The sequence below is a fragment of the Pseudonocardia sp. Ae505_Ps2 genome, assembly GCF_001932425.1.
Lineage (GTDB): Bacteria > Actinomycetota > Actinomycetes > Mycobacteriales > Pseudonocardiaceae > Pseudonocardia.
The window spans coordinates 4802770-4824481 of sequence record NZ_MCIP01000001.1 but is presented as its reverse complement, the minus strand read 5'-3'; the positions used below and the strand labels follow the sequence as shown (position 1 = coordinate 4824481).

Annotated in this window: 24 protein-coding genes; 14 read left to right on the top strand and 10 right to left on the bottom strand. The window is 73.5% G+C overall.

Translation table 11 applies throughout. From position 1 onward, the window contains the following. Positions 1–50 precede the first annotated feature (50 nt). Both Ae505Ps2_RS22610 and Ae505Ps2_RS22605 read right to left on the bottom strand, forming a co-directional pair. Positions 51–896, bottom strand: a complete 846-nt coding sequence (locus Ae505Ps2_RS22610) for a thioesterase family protein (protein ID WP_083702360.1) — start codon at positions 894–896, stop codon at positions 51–53. A gap of 7 nt (positions 897–903) precedes the next feature. Continuing rightward, entirely contained in the window at positions 904–1830 is a 927-nt protein-coding gene (locus Ae505Ps2_RS22605; RefSeq protein WP_083695937.1) for a PD-(D/E)XK nuclease family protein, read from the bottom strand. 101 nt (positions 1831–1931) lie between these two features. Between Ae505Ps2_RS22605 and Ae505Ps2_RS22600 the strand changes: the two genes are divergently transcribed. From Ae505Ps2_RS22600 to Ae505Ps2_RS22590, 4 genes are all read left to right on the top strand, one after another. Then, positions 1932–2939 carry an SAM-dependent methyltransferase gene (locus Ae505Ps2_RS22600; protein WP_083702358.1) on the top strand — a complete coding sequence of 336 codons (1008 nt, stop codon included), beginning with the start codon at positions 1932–1934 and terminating at the stop codon, positions 2937–2939. 226 nt (positions 2940–3165) lie between these two features. Then, entirely contained in the window at positions 3166–4986 is a 1821-nt protein-coding gene (arc, locus tag Ae505Ps2_RS22595; RefSeq protein ID WP_075306283.1) for a proteasome ATPase, read from the top strand. A 157-nt stretch (positions 4987–5143) separates the two neighbouring features. Further along, positions 5144–5290, top strand: a complete 147-nt coding sequence (locus Ae505Ps2_RS32115) for a hypothetical protein (protein ID WP_020624749.1) — start codon at positions 5144–5146, stop codon at positions 5288–5290. A 54-nt stretch (positions 5291–5344) separates the two neighbouring features. Then, the gene (locus Ae505Ps2_RS22590) at positions 5345–5743 is read left to right on the top strand and encodes a VOC family protein (RefSeq protein WP_075553966.1); all 399 of its coding nucleotides are present in this window, start codon (positions 5345–5347) and stop codon (positions 5741–5743) included. Between the two features lie 18 nt (positions 5744–5761). Here Ae505Ps2_RS22590 and Ae505Ps2_RS22585 read toward each other — a convergent pair whose 3' ends face one another. Genes Ae505Ps2_RS22585 through Ae505Ps2_RS22575 form a run of 3 tightly spaced genes read right to left on the bottom strand, consistent with a single transcriptional unit; the run spans position 5762 to position 8681 of the window. Then, a complete protein-coding gene (locus Ae505Ps2_RS22585; protein WP_043279251.1) occupies positions 5762–6082 on the bottom strand; it encodes a hypothetical protein in 321 nt (106 codons plus the stop codon). Further along, on the bottom strand, positions 6069–7370 hold the full coding sequence (locus Ae505Ps2_RS22580) for an acyclic terpene utilization AtuA family protein (protein ID WP_075306287.1): 1302 nt from the start codon (positions 7368–7370) through the stop codon (positions 6069–6071). Before Ae505Ps2_RS22580 ends, Ae505Ps2_RS22585 begins: the two co-directional genes overlap by 14 nt. A 9-nt stretch (positions 7371–7379) precedes the next feature. Then, positions 7380–8681, bottom strand: a complete 1302-nt coding sequence (locus tag Ae505Ps2_RS22575) for a citrate:proton symporter (protein ID WP_075306289.1) — start codon at positions 8679–8681, stop codon at positions 7380–7382. A gap of 110 nt (positions 8682–8791) precedes the next feature. Here Ae505Ps2_RS22575 and Ae505Ps2_RS22570 point away from each other — a divergent pair, with 110 nt between their 5' ends. Further along, entirely contained in the window at positions 8792–9751 is a 960-nt protein-coding gene (locus tag Ae505Ps2_RS22570) for a LysR substrate-binding domain-containing protein (RefSeq protein WP_075333448.1), read from the top strand. Here Ae505Ps2_RS22570 and Ae505Ps2_RS22565 read toward each other — a convergent pair. Both Ae505Ps2_RS22565 and Ae505Ps2_RS22560 read right to left on the bottom strand, forming a co-directional pair. Further along, positions 9748–10512, bottom strand: a complete 765-nt coding sequence (locus Ae505Ps2_RS22565) for a helix-turn-helix domain-containing protein (protein ID WP_198932179.1) — start codon at positions 10510–10512, stop codon at positions 9748–9750. The two genes, Ae505Ps2_RS22570 and Ae505Ps2_RS22565, sit on opposite strands and share 4 nt — an antisense overlap. A gap of 75 nt (positions 10513–10587) precedes the next feature. Then, entirely contained in the window at positions 10588–11148 is a 561-nt protein-coding gene (locus Ae505Ps2_RS22560) for a YceI family protein (protein WP_020626581.1), read from the bottom strand. A 90-nt stretch (positions 11149–11238) separates the two neighbouring features. Between Ae505Ps2_RS22560 and Ae505Ps2_RS22555 the strand changes: the two genes are divergently transcribed. Then, entirely contained in the window at positions 11239–11757 is a 519-nt protein-coding gene (locus Ae505Ps2_RS22555; protein ID WP_020626582.1) for a MarR family transcriptional regulator, read from the top strand. A gap of 9 nt (positions 11758–11766) precedes the next feature. Further along, complete coding sequence (gene lpdA, locus Ae505Ps2_RS22550; protein ID WP_075306293.1) at positions 11767–13170, top strand: dihydrolipoyl dehydrogenase; 1404 nt, start codon at positions 11767–11769, stop codon at positions 13168–13170. A 61-nt stretch (positions 13171–13231) separates the two neighbouring features. On the opposite strand, the gene Ae505Ps2_RS22545 is transcribed toward lpdA, so the two are convergent. Then, entirely contained in the window at positions 13232–13426 is a 195-nt protein-coding gene (locus Ae505Ps2_RS22545) for a hypothetical protein (RefSeq protein WP_020626584.1), read from the bottom strand. Positions 13427–13592: 166 nt separating this feature from the next. Continuing rightward, positions 13593–14150: an NUDIX domain-containing protein gene (locus Ae505Ps2_RS22540; RefSeq protein WP_075306295.1), complete on the bottom strand. Its 558-nt coding sequence runs from the start codon at positions 14148–14150 to the stop codon at positions 13593–13595. Between the two features lie 109 nt (positions 14151–14259). Here Ae505Ps2_RS22540 and dop point away from each other — a divergent pair, with 109 nt between their 5' ends. The 6 genes from dop (at position 14260) to Ae505Ps2_RS22510 (ending at position 19636) form a co-directional block, all read left to right on the top strand. Next, positions 14260–15768 (top strand): depupylase/deamidase Dop, encoded by a 1509-nt coding sequence (gene dop, locus Ae505Ps2_RS22535; protein WP_075311775.1) that lies wholly within the window; start codon positions 14260–14262, stop codon positions 15766–15768. A 118-nt stretch (positions 15769–15886) separates the two neighbouring features. Then, on the top strand, positions 15887–16084 hold the full coding sequence (locus Ae505Ps2_RS22530; protein ID WP_020626587.1) for a ubiquitin-like protein Pup: 198 nt from the start codon (positions 15887–15889) through the stop codon (positions 16082–16084). Positions 16085–16249: 165 nt separating this feature from the next. Continuing rightward, complete coding sequence (gene prcB / locus Ae505Ps2_RS22525; protein ID WP_020626588.1) at positions 16250–17137, top strand: proteasome subunit beta; 888 nt, start codon at positions 16250–16252, stop codon at positions 17135–17137. Positions 17138–17177: 40 nt separating this feature from the next. After that, a complete protein-coding gene (prcA, locus tag Ae505Ps2_RS22520) occupies positions 17178–17993 on the top strand; it encodes a proteasome subunit alpha (protein ID WP_075306297.1) in 816 nt (271 codons plus the stop codon). A gap of 35 nt (positions 17994–18028) precedes the next feature. Then, positions 18029–18508: a hypothetical protein gene (locus tag Ae505Ps2_RS22515; RefSeq protein WP_075553965.1), complete on the top strand. Its 480-nt coding sequence runs from the start codon at positions 18029–18031 to the stop codon at positions 18506–18508. Positions 18509–18610: 102 nt separating this feature from the next. Beyond that, positions 18611–19636, top strand: coding sequence for an LLM class flavin-dependent oxidoreductase (locus Ae505Ps2_RS22510; RefSeq protein WP_075306301.1), 1026 nt, complete (start codon positions 18611–18613; stop codon positions 19634–19636). Positions 19637–19722: 86 nt separating this feature from the next. Here Ae505Ps2_RS22510 and Ae505Ps2_RS22505 read toward each other — a convergent pair whose 3' ends face one another. Further along, positions 19723–20670: a LysR family transcriptional regulator gene (locus Ae505Ps2_RS22505; RefSeq protein ID WP_020626592.1), complete on the bottom strand. Its 948-nt coding sequence runs from the start codon at positions 20668–20670 to the stop codon at positions 19723–19725. Between the two features lie 73 nt (positions 20671–20743). Between Ae505Ps2_RS22505 and Ae505Ps2_RS22500 the strand changes: the two genes are divergently transcribed. Continuing rightward, complete coding sequence (locus Ae505Ps2_RS22500) at positions 20744–21700, top strand: DMT family transporter (protein WP_075306303.1); 957 nt, start codon at positions 20744–20746, stop codon at positions 21698–21700. The last annotated feature ends 12 nt before the right edge of the window (positions 21701–21712 follow it).

Genomic DNA, 21712 nt, shown 5'->3' with positions numbered 1-21712 from the left:
GACTCCGGTGGGCGGGCCGCCGTCGTGTTGCCGGGATCTCCGGCGGGCCGCTAGCGGGCCCGGACGGTCAGCGCCTGGGCGCTCCGACCGGTGTGCCCGTCGTCGTCGAACAGGGTGGCCGAGCAGGTGCCCAGCCCGTCCGGCCCGACGACGGTCGCGGCGTCCACGCCGATCCACTCGCCGGTCGGGGCCCGGTGCAGGTGCACCGTCAGGTCGGTGTTGACGAACAGCCAGCGGGCCGCGTCCAGCGGTGCGGCGAGCCCGTTCGCGCAGTCCGCGGCGACCATCAGCCGCTGTGCCGGGCTCGGCTCCTCGCCCTCGACGAGCGGGACCCGCATCCGGATCCAGCCCCGTCCCGGGCCCTCGGTGCCGAGGCGGCCGCCGTCGAGCCAGGCCCACTCGACCGCGTCGAGGAACCCGGGCAGCCAGCCGTCCGGCCGCTCGGTCCGCACGACGGCGGTGTCCCGGCCGGGCAGCGGCGCTGTCTGCCCGACCGCGACGGCGGCGGTGTCGGAGGCGGCGAGCCGCCAGGCCCGCGCCCGGAGCACGTCGCGGTCGCCGGCGCGCATCGTCGCCGACAGCAGCTCGATCGTCCGCCCGGGCCGCTCGACGCCCGCGGTCACCGTGACAGGCCCGGCGGGCACCGCCCCGAGCACCTCGACGGTGACGCGGGCGATCCGCCAGTCGTCCCCGGCGCCGCCGGGCCGGGACGCGGGCAGCCGTTCGAGCGCACGGACGAGCAGCCCCGAGGGCGGTCCCATGTGCTGGGCGTCGGCGAACCAGGGGCCGGTGGTCGACGGGGTCGCCTCGAACGCGGCGTGGGTGACGCCGTCGGCGGAGTGCTCGCCGCGGGGCAGGTAGAACGGGCCGGGCGGGATCGGGGGCGGTGCGCTCACCCGTCGATCATGCCCCGCCGCCCGGCCAGCCGGGGTACGGCGGGGGAGTGCCGCCCCAGGCGGGGCAGCGGGCCTGGTGGTCGCAGGTGCGGCAGGCCGGGCCGGGGCGGGGCCGGAAGTCCCCGGTGGGGGCGGCGAGCCGGATGGCGGTCCACACCGCGTCGAGCAGGCGTCCGAACCGGGTGAGCTCCTCGGCGTCGGGCCGGTAGGTCAGGGCGGTGCCGTCGGCCAGGTAGAGCAGGCGCAGCTCGTCGGGGACGCGGCCGTGGGTCAGCAGGACCGCCAGCGCGTAGAACTTGAGCTGGAACAGCACGCCGGACTCGTAGCCCTCCCCGGGCGTCGCGCCGGTCTTGTAGTCGACGACCCGCAGGCCGTCGGGGCCGTCGTCGAGCCGGTCCAGGATGCCGCGCAGCGGTACCGGGGCCGCGCCGTCCGCGCCGTCCGCCCCGTCGAGGGTCGCCTCGATGCGGGCCTCCACCGCCGTCGCGGTGACGCCGGCCGGGTCCTCCAGCGCGAAGTAGCGGTCCAGCAGTGCCGAGGCCGAGTCCAGCCAGAGCGCGAGCTGCGGGTCCTCCGGGCCGGTGAACAGCGCCGTCACGGCGGGATCGGCCGCGGCGAGGTCGTCCCAGCAGGGGCCGAGCAGCTCCCGGGCCGCGCGTGGGGTCCGGTCGGCCGGCTCCCGGGCGAACAGCTGCTCCAGCACGGCGTGCACCAGGGTGCCGCGGACCTGCGCCCGCGACGGCGGCTCCGGCAGCCGGTCGACCGCGCGGAACCGGTAGAGCAGCGGGCAGCGGCGGAAGTCCGCCGCCCGCGACGGCGACAGCGCGGGCGGGCGCGGTGGCGCCGCGACGATCGGGCGGACGGCCGGGGTGACGACCTCGGGGCCCGCCTCGTCCGGGAAGGGGCCGGACTCGTCGGAGGGGGCTGCGGTCATGGCGGCAGGCTAGCCGCGACCCCCGACGGTTCCGGGCTGCCCGGTGCTGCCCTGTGCCCCGGCGTCGGGGCCGGGGGTGCGCGCGGATAGCGTCGTCGTCCGTGCACGACGCCCCGACGCCCGACGCGCCGACCGAGTCCGCGCCCCTCGACTCCCCTCACACCGAGTCCCACACCGAGGAATCCGTCGACGCGGAGCTCGTCGCCCCCCGGCCCGTCGACGCCGAGCCCGCCGCCGGGCCGGCCACCGACGAGCCCGCCGACGAGCCGGCCACCTGGGTCCCCCCGCGCCGCGGCGGGCCGTTCCGCGAGGGCGACCGGGTGCAGCTCACCGACCCCAAGGGGCGCCACTACACCGTCGTCCTGCAGGCGGGCGGGTCGTACCACACCCACCGCGGCCAGATCGACCACGACGACATCATCGGCTCGCCCGAGGGCGGGCTCGTGCACTCGGCGGCCAACACGCCGTACCTGACCCTGCGCCCCCGCCTGGCCGACTACGTGCTGTCGATGCCCCGCGGCGCCCAGGTGATCTACCCGAAGGACTCGGCACAGATCCTGATGTGGGGCGACGTGTTCCCTGGCGCCCGGGTGCTGGAGGCCGGCGCGGGGTCCGGCGCGCTGACCTGCTCGCTGCTGCAGGCCGTCGGGCCGACCGGGAAGGTGATCTCCTACGAGGTCCGCGAGGACCACGCCCCGCACGCGGTCACCAACGTCGAGACCTTCTTCGGGCAGCGGCCCCCGCACTGGGAGCTGACCGTCGGCGACGTCCGGGACCACCGCGGCGAGGTCGACCGGGTCGTGCTGGACATGCTTTCCCCGTGGGACGTGCTCGACACCGTCCGCGACTGCCTGGTCCCGGGCGGGATCCTCGTCGGCTACGTCGCGACCACCACCCAGCTGTCCGTGCTCACCGAGGCGCTGCGCGAGATGCAGTGCTGGACCGAGCCCGAGTCGTGGGAGGCGATGGTCCGCCCCTGGCACGTGGTCGGTCTCGCCGTCCGTCCGGAGCACCGGATGATCGCCCACACGGCCTTCCTGCTGACCACCCGGCGGCTCGCCGACGGCGTCACACCGCCCCGGCAGCAGCGGCGGCCGACCGGCCGCTGACCTGGGCGTTGTGTCCGGTTTCGGTCGGATGGTGACCGCGACGCGCCCGAACGCGGAACGAGAACGTTACGAACTACCCTCCGTGTGGACGTGGCGGTGACGCCCGCGAAGCCGCAGAGTGACCACATGGTGCCGACCGGCTGAGGCCCGGATCACCGGTTCGACGCACCGTCGCGGTCACCCGTCACGGGTACCGTGGTGAGACGGAACACGGAGGGAGGCTGCCGTGAACCACCCCTACGACGACGGTCCCGGCAACCAGGGTTTCCAGTCTGACCGCGACCTCAGCCCCGCTGAGGCCGCCGAGCACATCCGTCACCTCGAGCACGAGATCTCCACACTGCGTCAACGGCTGACCGAGACGCCCCGGCACGCCCGAGTGCTGGAACAACGTCTCGCCGAGACCACGAGCCGGCTGTCCGCGCTCAACGCTCGGAACGAGAAGCTGACCGAGACCCTCAAGGAGGCCCGCGGCCAGCTGGTCGCGCTCCGCGAGGAGGTCGACCGGCTCGCGCAGCCGCCGTCCGGCTACGGGGTCTTCCTCGGCCGGTACGACGACGACACGGTCGACGTCTTCACCTCCGGCCGCCGGATGCGGGTTCCCGTGTCCCCGGCGGTCGAGGGCGAGACGCTGCGCAGCGGCCAGTCCGTCCGGCTCAACGAAGCACTCACCGTGGTCGAGGCCATGGGCTTCGAGCAGGTCGGTGACCTCTACTCGCTGCGGGAGATCATCTCCCGTCCGGGGGAGGACGGGTCGGCCGGTCGCGGTCTGGTCGTCGGCCACTCCGACGAGGAGCGCGTCGTCTGGCTGGCGGCGCCGCTGTTCGAGCTCGGGCAGGAGGAGGGCACCAGCCCGCTCAAGTCCGGTGACTCGGTCATGGTCGACTCGCGGGCGGGCTACGCCTACGAACGGGTCGCCAAGGCCGAGGTCGAGGACCTCGTGCTGGAGGAGGTCCCGGACATCGCCTACTCCGACATCGGTGGCCTGACCCGGCAGATCGAGCAGATCCAGGACGCGGTCGAGCTGCCGTTCCTGCACACCGAGCTCTTCACCCAGTACGAGCTGCGTCCGCCCAAGGGCGTGCTGCTCTACGGGCCGCCCGGCTGCGGGAAGACGCTCATCGCGAAGGCCGTCGCGAACTCGCTGGCGAAGAAGATCGCCAAGCAGCGGGGCGACGACCCGGACGAGGGCCGCGCGTTCTTCCTCAACATCAAGGGCCCCGAGCTGCTCAACAAGTTCGTCGGTGAGACCGAGCGGCACATCCGTTTGATCTTCCAGCGCGCGCGGGAGAAGGCGAGCGCCGGCACCCCGGTGATCGTGTTCTTCGACGAGATGGACTCGATCTTCCGGACCCGTGGGTCGGGTGTGTCCTCCGACGTGGAGACGACGATCGTCCCCCAGCTCCTCGCCGAGATCGACGGCGTCGAGGGCCTGGAGAACGTCATCGTCATCGGCGCCTCGAACCGCGAGGACATGATCGACCCGGCCATCCTGCGCCCGGGCCGGCTCGACGTGAAGATCAAGATCGAGCGTCCGGACGCCGAGGGCGCGATCGACATCTTCTCGAAGTACATCACCGACACCCTGCCCATCCACGAGGACGACCTGGCCGAGTTCGGCGGGGACCGGAGCGCCTGCACCTCCGCGATGATCCAGCGGATCGTCGAGCGGATGTACGACGAGTCCGAGGAGAACCGGTTCCTGGAGGTCACCTACGCCAACGGTGACAAGGAGACGCTCTACTTCAAGGACTTCAACTCCGGCGCGATGATCCAGAACATCGTCGACCGCGGGAAGAAGTCCGCGATCAAGGCGGTGCTCGAGTCCGGCCAGCCGGGCCTGCGGGTCCAGCACCTGCTGGACGCGATCGTCGACGAGTTCGCCGAGAACGAGGACCTCCCGAACACGACCAACCCCGACGACTGGGCGCGGATCTCGGGCAAGAAGGGGGAGCGGATCGTCTACATCCGCACCCTGGTCACCGGCAAGAACGACGCCACCGGCCGCGCGATCGACACCGCGTCGAACACCGGCCAGTACCTGTAGGCACGCTCTGCTCGCACGGGCCCCGCCGCATCCCGCGGCGGGGCCCGTCGTGCGTCCGGCGGCGGTGCCCCGGAGGAGTGAGGGCCGGACGAAACGGGCATCCTGTGCAGGGAGCCGTGCACGTCCGTGTCGCGGCCCGCACCACGGAGGACCACACATGGCCGGCATCATCGGGCGGATCACCGCATTCCTGAAGAGCCCGCAGGGACGTCGCTACACCGACCAGGCCAAGCGGATGGCGAGTGATCCGCGCAACCGGCAGAAGGCGCAGGACATGCTGCGGCGCTTCCGCGGCAAGCGCTGACCCCTGTCCGATCCGTTCACGACGCCGGGCCGCCCGCGGCCTAGCGTCGTGGGCATGGACACCTCGATCGGCGCCGAGCTCGACATGATCGGCATCGTGGTCACCGACATGACCCGTTCGCTCGCCTTCTACCGCTTGCTGGGGCTGGAGTTCCCCGAGGGCTCCGACACCGAGACGCACGTGGAGACCACCCTGCGCGGCGGCCTGCGGCTGGCCCTGGACCTGCAGTCGGCGGTGGAGGGCTTCCACCCGGGCGCCGCGCCGGTCGGCAACGGCCGGGTCACGCTGGCGTTCCGGGTGCCCAGCGCCGCGGCCGTCGACGAGGCCTGGGGCCGGGTCACGGCGGCCGGGCACACCTCGGTGCTGGACCCGTTCGACGCCCCGTGGGGCCAGCGTTACGCGACCGTCGCCGACACCGACGGGTCGTCGCTGGACCTGTTCGCCTGGGCCTGACCGACCCGGGCGAGCAGGTCACCGTGAGCCGGGCGGCAGGGGGAGCTCCAGTGCGAGCAGCCGCGACGAGAGCGACTTGCCGTGCGTGTCGAGCTGGGTCGACACGGTGACCCCGCCGCCGTGGATCCCGGTGCAGACGAACTGCAGACAGCTCACCCGGGGCAGCTCGTAGCGGGTGACCTCGCCGCCGACCCAGCGGCTCAGGCCCGTCCGGACCAGCTGCGGGGTGAGCACGGCGACGAGCAGCGGGTAGGTCGCGTCGTCGTGCGGGACCACCGTCAGCGTCGCCACCGTCCCCTTGTCGCCCGCGCGACAGTGCGCGATCTCATGCAGCAGCACGGCCGGCCCCCAGGACGGTGACCCGCGGGACGACGGCCGCACGGGGGACGAGGGTGGACAGCACTCCGACGACCTCGTCGAGCCGGGTGCGCACGCCGCCCCCGCCCGCCGGGCCGTTGGTGTAGAGCGCCTCGACCTCGTGGGCGAGGACGTCGAGCAGGCCCGGGTCGCGGTGCAGCGCCGCGACCCGCAGCCGGGCGTCGGTGTCGCCGCCGCGGACCTCGATCCGGGGAGCGACGGCGAGCCCGCGGACCCGCTCGGCGACCACGTCGGCGGCCAGCCGGGCCCGGGCGGCGGCGTTCGGGCCCACGTAGGAGATCCCGGCCTCGACGCGGTGCCCGGCCCGGTAGCCGACGCTGACCTTCAGCTCGTCCGGGCGGGCGCGGCCGGTGGCGCCGGAGACGCGGACCCGGTCCGGGCCGTCGTGGTCCACGGAGACGCCACGCAGGTCCAGGACGACGTCGGGGGTGCGGTACCCGGTCGGGTCGGTCACCTCGTAGAGCAGCTGCTCGCGCACCGTGTGCCGGTCGAGGCGGCCGCCGGTGCCGTCGAGCTTGCCGTAGCGGGCACTCCCGTCCGCGGCGACGTCGGCGAACGGGAACCCGAGCTCGGCCAGCCGGGGGACGTCGAGGTGCCCGGGGTCGGCGGCGTACCCGCCGGTCAGCTGACCGGCGCACTCCAGCAGGTGGCCCACCAGGGTGCCCGCGGCGGCCCGGTCCGGGCGGTCGAGGTCCCAGCCGAGCCGGTGCGCCAGCGGCGCGAGGAACAGCGACGGGTCCGCCACCCGCCCGGTGACGACCACCGCGGCCCCGGTGTCCAGCGCGGGCGCGATCGCGTCGGCGCCGAGATAGGCGTTGGCCGACACCAGCTCCCCGTGCTCGCCCAGCGGGACACCGTCCTCGGCCGCGGGTGCCGCCGGGTCGACCACGTCGAGCACGTCGTCGCCGGTCACGACGGCCACCGGGGCCACCGACCCGAGACCGTCGAGGTGCTCGCGGACGATGCGACCGGCCGCGGGAGGGTTCGCCGCGCCCATGTTGGTGAGCAGCCGGACCCCACCCACCAGCAGGTCCGGCAACAGCGCCGTCAGCCGCTGTCCGAGCCGTGGGTCGTACCCGGTCGCCGGGTCGGCGAGACGCCGGAGGTGGCCGAGCGCGATGGTGCGCTCGGCCAGGCACTCCAGGACGAGGTCGTCCAGCCCGCCGCGGCGGACCAGGTCGACGGCAGGCTCGATCCGGTCGCCGGCGAAGCCGGCACCGCTGCCGATCCGGGTGGTCGTCCGGGTCATCGGGTCTCCTCAGAGGCTCAGGGCGCCGGTGAGCAGCGCGACGACGGTCATGACGGCGGTGGTGCCGAACGCCCACCCGAACACGAACCGCTGGTGGCGGCCCAGCTCGACGGCGGTGAGCCCCAGCAGGATGAAGGTGGAGGCGGTGAGCGGGCTGAGCGGGAACCCGGTGGTCATCTGGCCCAGGATCGCGGCCCGGGCGACCTCCGCGGGGTCGCCGCCCAGCGCCGCCGAGGTCTCCGCCAGCACCGGCAGGACACCGAAGTAGTAGGCGTCCGGGGTGAACACCAGGCTGAGCGGCATCGAGGTCAGCGCCACCGCCACCGGCAGCGCTCCGCCCGCGCCGTCGGGGACGAGCCCGACCAGCGACTGCGCCATCGCGGTGATCATCCCGGTGCCGCCGAGGACACCGGTGAACACACCCGCCGCGAAGATCATCGCGGTCACCAGCACGACGTTGTGACCGTGCTTCTCGAACAGCGCGCGCTGGCCGTCCCAGGTGGGCCGGTTGACCAGCAGCGCGACGACGAAGGCGCAGAGGAACACCACCGGCAGGTCGGCCAGCTGCAGGAGCAGGACCACCACCAGGGCCAGGGTCAGCACGACGTTGACCACGAACCTGACCCGGTCGGCCCGCGACCACACGGCGGGCGCTCCGGCGGCCCCGGGCGCGTCGGCGGGCTCGGGCAGCTCGACGACGCCGAGCCGGGCCCGCTCGCGGCGGCCGATGACCCAGGCCGCGAACAGCACCCAGACGATGCCGGCGGTCATGGCGGGCAGCAGCGGCACGAACACGTCGGAGGCGGTGAGGTCGAGGGCGGCCATCGCCCGCGCCGTCGGGCCACCCCAGGGGATCATGTTCATCACCCCGGCGCCGAGGCACACCAACGCCGCCAGGACGATCCGCCGCATGCCGAGCCGGTCGTAGAGCGGCAGCATGGCGCTCACCATGATCAGGAAGGTGGAGGCGCCGTCGCCGTCGAGGGCGACGAGTACCGTCAGCGCGGCCGTACCGACGCAGATCTTCAGCGGGTCCCCGCCCGCCCACCGGACCACCCGGCGGATCGCCGGGTCGAACAGCCCGGTGTCGAGCATCAGGCTGAAGTACAGGATCGCGAAGGTGATCATGATGGCGACGGGCGCGACGGTCTCCAGGCCGGTCGCGACGTACTCGCCCAGCCCGCCGCCCAGCCCGGCGACGACGGCGGCGGCCGCGGGCACGACGGTCAGCGCCAGGAGCACCGACACCCGCCCGGACAGCACGGCCGCCAGGAACACGGCGATGGTCAGGAATCCGATCGCGGCGAGCATCGTCGACCTCCTCGTCGGCGGGGCGGACCGGCGTCGGCCCGGGGGAACGGTGCGCGCGCGGACCTATGATCGTCAAAGACCGAATCCGGATGGACTGATGCGGTGGGCACATGGATCTGACGTTGCAGCAGCTCAGGGCCGTCGTCGCGGTACACGAGGCGGGTGGGTTCACCGCGGCCTCGGCCGTGCTGCGGACCGCGCAGCCGTCGTTGAGCCGCACGGTGGCCGACGTGGAGCGGCTCCTCGGGGCGCGGCTGTTCGAGCGGACCACCCGGCGGCTGGAGCCGACGCCGGTGGGGGAGACCGTCGTGGCGGCCGCTCGCCGGGCGCTGGACGGTGTCGCGACCGAGCTGCGCCACGTCGAACACGTCCTGGACGGGCGGGCGGGCACCGTGCGGATCGCGACGCTGCCCTCGCTGGCCGCGATCCTGCTCCCCGGGGTGGTGTCGGCGTTCCGGCGGGAGCGGCCGGGTGTGCGCCCGGAGATCTCCGACGCCCTGGCCGACGAGGTGACCGCACGGGTGCGCTCGGGGCGTGCCGACCTCGCCGTCACCGTGGTGCACGGCCGTGTCCCCGACGACCTCGTGGTCACCCCGGTGGCCGCCGACAGGTTCTGCGCTCTGGTGCCTCCCACCCATCCGCTCGCCGGGCGCAGCACGCTGCGCTGGGCCGAGCTCGACGGCGTCGAGTTCGTCGACTTCGACTCCTCCACGAGCATCCGCCAGCACGTGGACCGCGCCCTGGACGAGTCTGGATGCCGGCCCGGCCGTGGCCTGGCGGCCCGCAACATCGCCGCGGTGGCGGGTCTCGTCGCCGCCGGCCTCGGTGCGACGGCGGTCCCGGGGCTGGTCGTGCCGCTCACCGGTTTCGCCGGGCTGACCGCGGTCCCGCTGACCGACCCGGTCGTACGACGGCGGATCGCGCTGGTCCTGCCGCGGGGACGGCAGCCGGTCCCGGCCGCCGCCGCCTTCGCCGGGCTGCTCACCGGCTCCGTGCGGCGTCCGTCGCTGCCGGCGCACGCCCGGTGGGCGCCACCGGACGGGGCGTCCGGCGCGGGCGACGGGAGCTAGCGGATGTCGGCGGCGTCGGCGGCGGGGACGGCCCGCAGTGAGCCCGGCGACACCCCGGCCAGGGCGCGGACCTCGCGGGACAGGTGGGGCTGGTCGGCGTAGCCGGTGCGGGCGGCGACCTCGGCCGGGGCGACGCCGTCGTAGAGCAGGGCGGCCGCGGCCCGGAAGCGCAGCACCCGCCGCGCGACGGCCGGTCCGTAGCCGAGGGTGGCGACGCAGCGCCGGTGCAGCGTGCGGCCGGTGACGCCGAGCCGGTCGGCCAGCTCGGCGGCGGGCACACCCCCGGCCAGGGCGCGCAGCGCGGCGTGCGGCAGCGGAGCGGGCGTCGGACGGTCCGCGGCGGCGATACGCAGGGCGAGTGCCAGCCGGGTGAGCCACACGACGTCGCCGCTGCCCGTGTCGCCGGGGTCGCCGGTCCCGGGGGCGGCGGGTCGGAGCAGCCTGCGCCGTCCGGGGTCGAGCACCTCGGAGAGGGGGACGCGGCGGTCGCGCAGCGCGTCCGCCGGGACGCCCAGCAGCTCCGGGAGGGCGCCGGGACGGAACCGCAGGCCGGTGGTCACCCCGCCCGCCGGCGAGGTGGCGAGGTGCGCGGTGGTGTCCGGTCCGGCGACGACGAGGTCACCACCGGACAGGAGCAGGTCCATGCAGCCGTCGGGCAGCACTCGCTGGGTGTGCGGCTCGGCACCCGAGCGCGCCTGCCAGGCCACCTCGACGACGGCGCGCAGCGGTCCGGTCGGGGGCGTCTCGGCGTAGCTGCGCACCGCGCCAGCCTACGGACGCGGCACGGCCCCGGTACCGGCGTCGCCGGTCCGGGGCCGTGGCCGCGTGTGCGGAGATCAGGAGGCGCGCAGGACCGCCTCGATCTCCAGCTCGACGCTGACCTTGTCGCCGACCACGACGCCGCCGCCGTCCATCGGCATCTCGATGTCGACGCCGAACTCCGAGCGCTTGATGGTGGTGGTCGCGGTGAAGCCGGCGCGGGTGCCGCCGTAGGCGTCCGGGCCGAAGCCGTTGACCTCGAGGGCGAACTCGACGGGGCGGGTGACGCCCTTGATGGTCAGGTCGCCGGCGAGGACGTAGTCGTCGCCGCCCTTCGCGACGAGGCCGGTGGAGCGGAAGGTCCACTCCGGGTACTTCTCCACGTCGAAGAAGTCGGCGGAGCGGATGTGGCCGTCGCGCTGCTCCTGGCCGGTCGTGATCGAGGTGGCGTCCACGGTCGCGGTCACACTGGAGTCCTGGAGGCGCTCGGCGGTGACGAGCTCGCCGGTCACGCCGGTGAAGCGGCCCCGGACCTTGCTGACCATCATGTGACGGACGGAGAAGGAGACGTCGGAGTGCGCAGCGTCGATGTCCCAGGTGCCGACGACGTAGCCGGGGATGGCGGTGGCGGTGGTCATGATCTCTCCCGGAGAACTAGTTGAACTCTCACTTGTTGAGAGCGATACTAGAACTAACGGATCGCACGTCAAGATGTTTCGGAGGGTGCTGTGGGTCACACACGCTGGCTCGACGACGAGGAGCAGCGCACCTGGCGCGCCTTCCTGGCCGCGCAGCGGCTGGTCTCGGAGAAGGTCGAGCGACGGCTGCAGTCCGGGGCCGGGATGCCCCAGGCCTACTACGAGATCCTGGTCCGGCTGTCCGAGGCGCCGGAGCGGACCCTGCGGATGAGCGTCCTCGCGGACTCCGCGCTGTCCTCACGCAGCCGGGTGTCGCACGCGGTGGCCCGGATGGAGGAGGCGGGCTGGATCGAACGGCGGTCGTGCCCCACCGACCGGCGTGGCCAGCTGGCCCATCTGACCGACCGCGGCTTCGAGGTCCTGGCCGGCGCCGCACCGGACCACGTCGAGAGCGTCCGCGAGGCGGTGTTCGACGGCCTGACCCCTGCTCAGCAGGCCGGGCTGCGCGAGGCCTGCGAGGCCGTCGTCGCCCACCTGTCCGGTGGCGGGGAGTGGCCGGTGACCCGGGACTCGGGACCGGACGGCCCGAGCCCGGCTCAGGCGTCCTAGGCTGGGCACATGCCTCATTTCGACGTCGTCGTACTCGGAGCCGGACCCGGTGGATACGTGGCGGCCATCCGTGCCGCCCAGCTCGGCCGCAGTGTGGCGGTGATCGAGGAGAAGTACTGGGGCGGTGTCTGTCTCAACGTGGGCTGCATCCCGTCCAAGGCGCTGCTGCGCAACGCCGAGATCGCCCACATCGTCACCAAGGAGCAGAAGACCTTCGGCCTGTCCGGTGAGGTGTCGCTCGACTTCGGCGCCGCCTTCGACCGCAGCCGTTCGGTCGCGGACGGGCGCGTCAAGGGCGTGCACTTCCTGATGAAGAAGAACAAGATCACCGAGTTCGACGGGTTCGGTCGGTTCACCAAGCCGGGCGAGATCGAGGTCGAGCTGTCGAAGGGCGGCAACGAGACCGTCACCTACGACGACGTGATCATCGCGGCGGGCTCCACGGTCAAGCTGCTGCCGGGCACCGAGTTGTCCGAGCGCGTCGTCACCTACGAGGAGCAGATCCTCACCCGTGAGCTGCCGGAGAGCGTGATCATCGCCGGCGCCGGTGCGATCGGCGTCGAGTTCGCGTTCGTGCTGGCCAACTACGGCGTCGACGTCACCATCGTGGAGTACCTGGACCGGTTGCTCCCGCTCGAGGACGCGGACGTGTCCAAGGAGCTGGCCAAGGCCTACAAGAAGCTCGGCGTCACGGTGCGGACCTCCACCAAGGTCGAGTCCATCACCGACGACGGCAAGGGCGTCACCGTCTCGGTCTCCTCGTCCAAGGGCAGCGAGGAGCTGCGCGCGGACAAGGTCGTGCAGGCCATCGGCTTCGCGCCCCGGGTCGACGGCTACGGCCTGGACAAGCTCGGCGTGAACCTCACCGAGCGCGGCGCGATCGAGATCGACGACTACATGCGCACCAGCGTGGAGCACGTCTACGCGATCGGTGACGTCACCGCGAAGCTCATGCTCGCCCACGTCGCCGAGGCGCAGGGCATCGTCGCCGCCGAGACCCTGGCGGGCGCCGAGACCCAGGAGCTGAACTACAAGATGATGCCGCGCGCGACCTTCTGCAACCCGCAGGTCGCGTCGTTCGGCTACACCGAGGCCGAGGCCCGGCAGCTGGCCGACGAGAAGGGCTGGAAGGTCAACACCGCGACCTTCCCGTTCACCGCGAACGGCAAGGCGCACGGCCTGGCCGAGCCCGCAGGCTTCGTGAAGCTGATCGCCGACGACACCTACGGCGAGCTGCTCGGCGGGCACATCATCGGCGCCGAGGCGACCGAGCTGCTGCCCGAGCTGACCCTGGCTCAGAAGTGGGACCTGACCGTCCACGAGATGGCGCGCAACGTGCACGCGCACCCGACCCTGTCGGAGTGCCTGCAGGAGGCGATCCACGGCCTGGCCGGCCACATGATCAACTTCTGACGACGGCCGCGACGGGCCCGCATCCCCACCCCGGGGTGCGGGCCCGTCGGCGTACCGGGGGTCAGGACCTGCGGGCGTCCGGCTCGCGCCGGGCCGTGTGCTCGCGACGCGTGGTCGAGCTCGCGGCGACGCGCTGCTCGTGCCGCTCGGCGGCCAGTGCCGCCTCCACCGCGGCCTGCACGGCGGCGGTGTTGACATCGGGATCGATCAGCCTGGCGGCGGCGAGGGATCGGGCCGAGACCGAGATGCTGACCATGGTGGCTCCTGGAACTGTCGCGTGGTGGGTGTGGTGGTCCGTCGGGGAGGCCTCACGCTGGGCCCTTCCCGGGGTGGCGTCGCGCGACCCGCTCGGCATGGACCGATTCAGGTACCGGTGTGGGTGACATATGTTACCCATTGGTAAACGCGCTGGCCCGAGGACTTTAACGGACGAGATCTGCCAGGAGGAGGCGGGTGACGTAGAGGCCGTCGGGGACCCAGGGCCGGTCCGGGGTGCCGATCCGGGCCACCAGCTCGTCGAGGGTCCACCAGCCGCCCTCGGCCACCTCCGAGGGCTGGTGGGTCACCGGGCCGTCGGAGAAGGCGCGGTAGACGTGCACGTGGGCCCGCAGCCCGTCCGGGCCGGTGCCGGGCCCGGTGTCGACGCCCAGCGCGGCGGCGTCGAAGGGGACCACGGCGAGCTTCTCCAGCGGCACACCGGTGACGCCGAGCTCCTCGCCCAGCTCGCGGGCGGCGCCGGCGTCGGGCGTCTCGCCCTCGTCGAGGACCCCGCCGGCCAGGCAGTCCCACATCCCGGCCATGACCAGCTTGGTGTCGGTGCGCCGGTGCACGTAGGCCCGCGTGCCGTCGGCGGAGCGGAGCAGGACCGCGGTCGTCGCATGCCACAGCGAGCGCGCGTAGACCTCGCCGCGCTCGGCGACGCCGGTGGGCCTGCCCTCGGCGTCGAAGACGGTCAGGCGCTCACGTGCGGGATCGGTCACGCCACGATGATCCCGCCGGGCCGCGGTGCACCCCGGACCGGGGCGCGGACGGTTAGTCTCGTGCAATGCACTCTCGCGCAGGGGGCCGGTCGTGACGGCCCGCCGGATCATGGGCACCGAGGTGGAGTACGGCATCGCCGTGCCGGGTGACCCCACCGCGAACCCCGTCGTCACCTCGACGCAGGTGGTGCTCGCCTACGCCGCCGCGGCGGACGTGCCCCGCAACCGTCGGGCGCGCTGGGACTACGAGGTCGAGTCGCCGCTGCGCGACGCCCGCGGGTTCGACCTGTCGGCGCCGTCGCTGGCGCCGCAGCTCGACACCGACCTCGACGACCTCGGTGCGGCGAACGTCATCCTCACCAACGGTGCGCGGTTCTACGTCGACCACGCCCACCCGGAGTACTCCACACCCGAGGTCCTGTCCCCGCGCGACGTCGTGACCTGGGACAAGGCCGGCGAGCGGATCATGCTGGAGGCGGCGAACCGCGCGGCCACCGTGCCGGGCGCGCCGCGGATGCAGCTGTACAAGAACAACGTCGACGGCAAGGGCGCCAGCTACGGCTCCCACGAGAACTACCTGATGGCCCGCTCGACGACGTTCCCGTCGATCGTCACCGGGCTGACCCCGTTCTTCGTGACCCGCCAGGTCGTCTGCGGCGCCGGCCGGGTCGGCCTGGGCCAGCAGGGCGACGAGGCCGGCTACCAGATCGCCCAGCGCTCGGACTACGTCGAGGTCGAGGTCGGCCTGGAGACCACGCTCAAGCGCGGCATCATCAACACCCGCGACGAGCCGCACGCCGACGCCGACAAGTACCGCCGTCTGCACGTCATCATCGGCGACGCGAACCTGTCCGAGGTCGCGACGCTGCTCAAGGTCGGCACCACCGCCCTGGTCCTCGACATGATCGAGAAGGGGCGCTCGTTCGAGGACCTGCGCCTGGCCGAGCCGGTGAAGTCGGTCTCGCGGATCAGCCACGACCCGACGCTGCAGCGGACCGTCCCGCTGGCCGACGGCCGTCACCTCACCGCGGTGCAGATCCAGCAGGAGTACCTGGCCCGCGCGGTCGAGCACCTGGAGCAGACGGTCTCCCCGCGCCGCGAGGAGTGGGACCCCGACACCCGCGAGGTCGTCGAGGAGTGGGAGTCGGTGCTGGTCGACCTGGAGCGCGACCCGATGCTGACCGCCGACCGGCTCGACTGGACGGCCAAGCTCAAGCTGCTCGAGGCCTACCGCGAGCGCGACGGCCTGACCTGGGCGTCGGGCCGGCTCGGGATGGTCGACCTGCAGTACTCCGACGTCCGGTTGGCGAAGGGCCTCTACAACCGGCTGGTCACCCGGGGGTCGATGCGCCGGCTGGTCACCGAGGAGCAGGTCGCCGCGGCGATGACCGAGCCGCCCGAGGACACCCGGGCCTACTTCCGCGGCACCTGCATGGGCCGGTTCCCGGTCGAGGTCGCCGCCGCGTCGTGGGACTCGGTGATCTTCGACCTGGGGCGCGAGTCCCTGGTCCGGATCCCGACGCTGGAGCCGCTGCGCGGAACCCGCAAGCACGTGGGGGAGCTGTTCGAGGCGGTGTCGACGGCCGAGGAGCTGGTCGACAAGCTCACCGCCTCCTGAGCCGTCCCGCCGGGAAGCGGATCACACGCCGCTGCGCAACAGGCGATTTTGTCGCCCCCGGTAGGTAGGGTGAGCAGGCAGGCAATTCTCTGCGAGGAGATCTGCAAGGAGGAGCGTCATGTCCCAGGAGCAGACCAAGCGCCAGGGTGGCGGCGACGGAGACGACGAGTCCGGCGAGAACGCGTCCGGATCCGGCCAGGAGCGCCGCGAGAAGCTCGGTGAGGACGTCGACACCATCCTCGACGAGATCGACGACGTGCTGGAGGAGAACGCGGAGGACTTCGTGCGGTCCTACGTGCAGAAGGGCGGTGAGTGAGCTCCACGGGGCCATTCACCGTGCCGCACCCCGGCACCAGCAGTACCGTCCCGGCCGGGTCCGCACCTGCGGGCCCGGCCGTGCCGGAAGGGCCGCCGACCCCCGCCGAGATGGGGGAGCGGGACCCCCGGCGCACGCAGTTCGAACGAAAGGCACGTCCGAGAGATGGAGTTCCGGCCGTCGGTCACCTCCGGGCTGGTGCCCGGGCACCACACGGGTCAGCTCGGCACCTTCCTGACCGGGTCGCAGTCGTTCTCCGACTTCGTCGGCGGCGCGGCCCCGCACCTGCTCCCCGGCGCGGGCCTGGACCGGACAGCCGGTCCCGGCACCTCCGCCGACGCCCTGGGCGTCCCGCACGGCACCACGATCGTCGCGCTGCTGTTCTCCGGCGGCGTCGTGATCGCCGGTGACCGGCGCGCGACCGCGGGCAACGTGATCGCCCAGCGCGACATCGAGAAGGTGTTCGTCACCGACACCCACTCCGCGGTCGGCATCGCCGGCTCCGCGGGGATCGCGCTGGAGATGGTCCGGCTGTTCTCGGTGGACCTCGAGCACTACGAGAAGCTCGAGGGCGTCCCGCTCTCGCTGGACGGCAAGGCCAACAAGCTCGCCGGGATGGTCCGCCAGAACCTGGGCGCGGCGATGCAGGGCTTCGTCGTCGTCCCGCTGTTCGCGGGCTACGACACCGACGCCGCCGACCCGGCCCAGGCCGGCCGGATCGTCACCTTCGACCCCACCGGCGGCCGGTACGACGAGAACCTCGGTTTCCACGCCGTGGGATCGGGCTCGGTGTTCGCCAAGTCCTCGCTGAAGAAGCTGCACGACCCGGCCGCAGACCTCGACGGCGCGGTGCGCACCGCGGTCGAGGCGCTCTACGACGCCGCGGACGACGACACCGCCACCGGCGGGCCGGACACGGTGCGGCGCATCTACCCGGTGGTCGTCGGCATCACCGCCGAGGGCGCCGTGCGCCGCGACGAGGCCGAGATCGCCGCCGTCGTCGACCAGGTGATCGCCGGGCGCCGGGAGCGCCCGGGCGGCCCGTCCCGCTGACCCCCTCCCTGCACGAAGCACGAGCCTGGAGCGCCTCCCCATGACGATGCCGTTCTACTCCTCCGTCGACCAGCTGCTGCGCGACCGTTCCGAGCTGGCCCGCAAGGGCATCTCGCGCGGCCGCAGCGTGGTCGTGCTGACCTACGCCGGTGGCGTGCTGTTCGTCGCGGAGAACCGGTCGACGGCCCTGCACAAGGTCTCCGAGATCTACGACAAGATCGGCTTCGCCGCGGTCGGCCGGTACAACGAGTTCGAGAACCTGCGCACCGGCGGGATCCGGATGGCCGACTTCCGCGGGTTCACCTACGACCGGCGCGACGTGACCGGCCGGATGCTGGCCAACGCCTACGCCCAGGCGCTGGGCACGGCGTTCGTCGAGCAGCAGAAGCCGTTCGAGGTGGAGCTGTGCGTCGCCGAGGTCGGCGTCGAGGCCTCCGGGGACCAGCTGTACCGGATCACCTACGACGGCTCGATCACCGACGAGCCGCGGTTCGTCGTCATGGGCGGGCAGACCGAGCCGATCTCGCAGAAGCTGTCCGAGACCTACGCGCACGGCCTGGAGCTGGGCGCGGCGATCGAGGTCGCGCTCGGCGGGCTGCAGGTGCCCGGGGCGGACCCGGCGTCGGCCGGCAACGGTGCGAACGCGCAGCCGCGGGTCCTGGGCGCCGAGGCGCTCGAGGTCGCGGTGCTCGACCGGACCCGTCCGCGGCGGACCTTCCGTCGTCTCGAGGGGGCGGCGCTGGCGGACCTGCTGCCGGCCGCGAACCGCGGCACCGAGGAGCCGGAGCCCGACGTGGCGGGCGGGGACGACACCCCGGCCGCCGGTGGGGCGCTGGGTGGGGACGGGGCGTCCTGACCCGCTTCTCCGCGACCACCGCGTCCGAGGCCGTCGTGACGGCCTCGCGTGACGACGTCTGGCGCGTCCTGACCGACCCCGCCGTGCTGCCGACGTTGACGCCGCTGCTCAACCGGATCGAGGCCGACCCCGCGCGGGACGCGGCCGTCGACGGCTACGAGCTGTGGCGCTGGCACATGGTGCGGATCGCGGTGCTCGGGGTGGGCATCAAGCCGGTGTTCACCGAGCGGATGACCTTCGTCGAGGGCAAGCGGATCGAGTTCACCCACGCACCGCCCGCCGGGGCCACCGAGTGGGCGGGCGCGGAGGGCTACTACGCGTTGAGCGCCGCCGAGCCGGAACCGGACGGCACGCCCGCGACACATCTGGAGATCTCGCTGACCGTCGACGTCGACATGCCGCTGTCGCGGCTCGCGGCGCCGGTGGTGACCCGCACGATGAAGGCGACGATGGACGTGACCGGGGACCGGTTCGGAGCGAACCTGCTGCGTCGCCTGGGGGCGCGGGAGCGCTAGTCCTGTCCGGGGTGGTCGACCAGCACCACCACCCCGCCGTGCGGTGCCTCCGGCCCGTGGAACCCGTGGCATGATTGAGCCATCAACCAACTGGGGGACCGGATGAGCGAGATCATCTTCGGCATGGACACCTTCGGCGACGTCCCGGTGGGCGACGACGGCACGCTGCTGTCGCACCCGCAGGCCATCCGTCAGGTCGTCGACGAGGTGGTGCTGGCCGACGGGGTGGGCGTCGACGTCGTCGCGCTGGGGGAGCACCACCGCCCCGAGTACGCGATCTCCACCCCGGAGACGGTGCTCGCCGGCATCGCGACCCGGACCTCCCGGATCCGGCTGTCCTCCGGCGTCACCGTCCTCAGCTCGGACGACCCGGTGCGGGTGTACCAGCGCTTCGCCACGCTCGACGCGCTGTCCGACGGCCGCGCCGAGGTGATCGTCGGCCGCGGATCGTTCACCGAGTCCTTCCCGCTGTTCGGCTACTCCATGAACGACTACGAGCGGCTGTTCGAGGAGAAGCTCGAGCTGTTCGTGCAGCTCCTCGACGAGAAGCCGGTGAACTGGCCGGGTGGGACCCGCGCCGCGATCGACGGCATCGAGGTCTTCCCGACGACCGGCCGCCGGCTGCCCGTGTGGGTCGGCGTCGGCGGCTCGCCGGAGTCGGTGGTGCGCACCGCCCGCCACGACCTCGGCCTGATGCTGGCCATCATCGGCGGCCCCGCCGGGCGGTTCGCGCCCTACGTCGACCTCTACCACCGCGCCGTCGAGCAGTTCGGGCACGCGGCGAAGCCGGTGGGCATGCACTCGCCGGGGTTCGTCGCCGACACCGACGCCGAGGCGAAGGAGATCTTCTTCGCCCCCTACAAGGCGCAGATGGACCGGATCGGCGCCCAGCGCGGCTGGCCCCCGCTGGACCGCGCCCGGTTCGAGGCCGAGGTCGCCGACGGGGCGCTGCACGTCGGGTCCCCGGAGACGGTGGCCCGCCGCATCGCCGACTCGGTGCGCTCGCTGGGCGCCCAGCGCTTCGACCTGATCTACACCGTCGGCCCGCAGCCGATCTCGGCACGCCTCCGTGCCGTCGAGCTGTACGGAACCCGCGTGATCCCGATGGTCCGCGACATGCTCGCCTGAGCGGATCCGCACCCGCTCCCGGGCAGTCACACCCAGTGCGACGGGTGTGGCTGGCGGCCAGGGGGTGTGGCTGCGGGCCGGGGCGGTCAGGCGGGGATGATGCGGGCCGCGGCGGCGCGCAGGCCGTCGACCAGGGCGCGCAGCGCGGGCAGGTCGGCGTCGGACCCGCGGGTGGCCAGCACCAGGGAGCGGCCCGCCGCGGGCCGGCAGGGGAGCAGCCGGACGCCGTCGTCGGCGGTGACCGGGACCGGGCCTGTGCCGCCGGGGACGGCCGACCCCGCCACCGCCATGCCCGGGACCAGCGCGATCGCGAGCCGCGCGCGGACCAGCGCCAGCTGGGTGGCGAAGTCGCCCACCCGGTAGCGGATGTCCGGCTCGAACCCGACACCGCGCAGCAGCTGCAGCAGGGCCGCGTAGGGCTCGGTGCCGACCGGGCCGGAGGTCCACACCCGACCGGCCAGGGTGCGCAGCGGCACCGGATCGGGCCCGGTGAGCGGGTCGTCGGCGGGGACGGCGAGCATCGCGGGCTCGGTGGCCAGCGCGGTCACCCGGATCCCGGCGGGCAGCCGGGCCGGGGCCTGCGTCCAGCTCTCCATGAGCACCGCGTCCAGGTCGCGGGACTGCAGGGCGGGCAGCAGGTCGACGACCTCGCCGTCGTCGACGGTGGGGACCAGCCGCGGGTGCGCGGCGGCCAGCCCGTCGATGACCTCGGGCAGAAGCGTGCGCAGCGCGCTCGCGACCGAGCCGATCCGCAGCGGTCCGGCGGCGTCGTCGTGCAGGGCGGCGAGGTCGCGCTCGGCACCGGCGACGGTCGCCGCCGCGGCGGCCGCGTGCCCGGCCAGCACGTGTCCGGCGGCGGTGAGCCGGATGCCGCGCCCGTCCGGTTCGACGAGCCGGGTGCCGGTCTCGCGTTCGAGCTTGCGCAGCTGCTGGGTCACCGCCGGCCCGGTGATGTGCAGTGCGGCCGCGGCGGCGCCGACCGAGCCGTGCTCGGCGACGGCGTCGAACACGCGCAGCCGGTCCCAGGAGATCACACAGCAGAGCTTAGCGGTATCGGGTAGGAACAATCATTGGATCTTCGCGGTGCGGAGAGGGATCGTGGATCACGTGAACGCACGCACCGCCCCCGACCCGCACTCCGCCCTGCTCCTGCTCGCCGGCGCCTCCGTCCTGGCCTGGACCGGCATCCTCGTCGCGATGGCGGGTACCGACCCGGCGACGGCGTCGTTCTGGCGGTGCGTGCTCGCCCTGGTCGTGCTGGGTCCGTGGGCACTGGCCGAGTACCGGCGGGTGGGCGGGCTCCCGCTCGCGACGGTCGGCACCTCGCTGCTGTCCGGGGTGTTCCTGGGTGCGGACTTCCTGCTCTGGACCCACGCGGTGCTCGACGCGGGCGCCGGGATCGCGAACGTCGTGCTCAACATCCAGGTGCTGGCGCTGCCGCTGATCGCCTGGGTCGTCGCGGGCGAGCGGGTGCCGCGCAGGCTGGTGTACGCCGCGCCGCTGCTGCTGGGTGGCATCGCGCTGGCCGGCGGGGTGCTCGGCGCCGGCGTCGGGGGGCCGGAACCGGTGCGTGGCGCGGTGCTCGGCACCCTCGCCGGGATCGCCTACGCCGGCTTCCTGCACCTGAACCGCTCGGTGTCGCGGCGCCGTGCGCGCCACCTGGTGACCCCGGTCGCGCTGGCGACCGTCGGGGCCGGACTGACCTGCGGGCTCGTCGGCGTCGCCGGGGGCGGGATCGCGGTGGCACTGCCCGCGACGACATGGGCCTGGCTGATCGTGCTGGCCCTGACCGGGCAGGTCGTGTCCTGGGTGCTGATCGGGCGCGGCTCGGCCGGGCTGGCGCCGGGCACCGCGGGTGCGCTGCTGCTGGTGCACCCGGTGTTGTCGGTCGTGCTCGGCATGCTGGTGCTCGGGGAGACCCTGACCGGCTGGCAGGCCGCGGGCTGCGCGCTGGTCGTCGCCACCGTCGCCGCACTGGTCGGCCCGGCCGGGACCGCGGGGCGGCTGCGCCGGGTGGTGGACCGGCACGAGCGGGCCTGGGCCACGCTCACCCCGCGCGTCTGACCACCGCCGGGC